The organism is Mesorhizobium sp. M1A.F.Ca.IN.020.04.1.1, from assembly GCF_003997315.1.
Lineage (GTDB): Bacteria > Pseudomonadota > Alphaproteobacteria > Rhizobiales > Rhizobiaceae > Mesorhizobium.
The window spans coordinates 1-1,805 of record NZ_RZSN01000096.1; the positions used below are offsets into that span (position 1 = coordinate 1).

Genomic DNA, 1,805 nt, shown 5'->3' on the forward strand with positions numbered 1-1,805 from the left:
AAAACAAACTCGACCAGCATGCGCGCATTCATGTTGCGCTCGGCCGCCTCCTTCTCGTACTCGGCCGGCACGGCGTCGAACTTCAGCGGATTGTTCTTGCCCTTGCCGGCGGCAACGATATTGAAGCCGAGGCTTTTGGCGAAGCCGATGATCTCGAGCGTGCAGGCAGGCTCGTCGCCGGCCGCACCTGTGTAGACGACGCCGGCCTTGCGCGCCTCTTCCTTCAGAAATCGGCCGATCGTGATGTCGGCCTCGACATTGAGCATGACGATATGCTTGCCGTTCTTCATCACCTCGAGCGCAAACAGCGTGCCGATATTGGGATTTCCGGTTGCGTCGATGATCACGTCGATGCGGCCGGCGGCGGCGAGCGCATGCAGGTCCTCGGTGACCGCGATCTTGCCGCCCTCGATGGCGCGATCAATGGCCGGGGCATTGGGCGCCTGCACAATATCGGAACGATCATGGCCGGCCAGCAGCGCCGCATCGATCGCCGCCTGCGGCCTGACCTCCGAAATGGCGCCGATGCGCATGCCCGGCATGAGTGCGACCTGAACGACGATATCTGTTCCCATCTGTCCGGCGCCGGCGAGACCGATGGTGATCGGTCCTTGTTTCTCAGCGCGCTGCAGGAGTTCCGCTGCGAATTGCGGATGGGACATGTTCGCTTCCTCCGGTCCTTGGCGCCGCCCGCGCCGCGATCACTCTTTGAACATTCCTATGACCGTTTGAAAAATATTTCAACCGCCATTTCGGCGGTCGTCTTAGGAATGAGCTAAAACGAGGCTCCGAGACGATGCGGGGCGGGGGGAGATCCGGCAGGATCGAGGCGCGAGGGAACCCCTATGCGGAGAAACGAGGTTTGCCGCCCGGCGGACGCCGTGGACGTCGCTGACGGAGGGCCGCGCCGGTGTCAGCGCGCTTGCCGCCCTTGCGCCAGCCATCGGCGCAGCGAATCCAGCAGGCGTTGTGGTTTGCTGGCGGCGACTATGCCGGCTCCACGGCCTTCGGCTTCTGCAGCCTTGCCAACTCCGCGAAAGGAATATGGCAGCGGATTGTGTGCCCGGGCTCGGCCTCGCTTAGTTCCGGCTCCTGCGTCTCGCAGATCGCGCCGATCTTGCGCGGGCATCTCGTGTGGAAAACGCAACCCGTGGGTGGGTTGGCCGCGCTCGGGATTTCGCCGTCGAGGCGGATGCGCGAGCTTTCCGTCCGGTCGAGTTTCGGAACGGCCGACAACAGAGCTTCCGTGTAAGGGTGATGCGGGCCGGAAAACACCGCTTCCGACGGTCCGAACTCCATGATGCGGCCGAGATAGAGCACCGCGATCTTGTCGGACAGATAGCGCACCACGCCGAGGTCGTGCGAGATGAAAATGTAGCTCACATCCTGCTTCGACTGCAGGTCGGCCAAGAGGTTGAGGATCGCCGCCTGCACCGACACGTCGAGCGCCGAGGTCGGCTCGTCGCAGACGACGATGCGCGGATCGCCGGCGAAGGCGCGGGCGATCGCCACGCGCTGCTTCAGACCGCCCGAAAGCTGCCGCGGCTTGACGGCGAGATGCCGGTCGGTGAGCCGCACCGAGCGGACGAGCTCTTCGAGGCGCGCTTCCAGCGACTTGCCGGTGAGCCCGCCCAACCGCTTCAAAGCGCGGCTGAGGATATGCCGGATCGAATGCGAACGGTTGAGCGCCGAATCCGGATTCTGGAAGACGATCTGCACCGCCTTGACCTGGTCCTCCGAGCGGCTGGCAAGCCGCGGCGCCAACTGCTTGCCCTCCAGTTCGATGCTGCCGCCCTCGTCCGGCG

General features: G+C 64.3%; 1 protein-coding gene and 1 pseudogene. Both read right to left on the reverse strand.

All coding sequences use genetic code 11. From position 1 onward, the window contains the following. A pseudogene (locus tag EOA49_RS19200) lies at positions 1–662 on the reverse strand (homoserine dehydrogenase); the annotation flags it as partial. Between the two features lie 325 nt (positions 663–987). Beyond that, positions 988–1,805 (reverse strand): ABC transporter ATP-binding protein (locus EOA49_RS19205; RefSeq protein ID WP_164749248.1); only part of this gene is annotated, 818 nt, incomplete at its 5' end.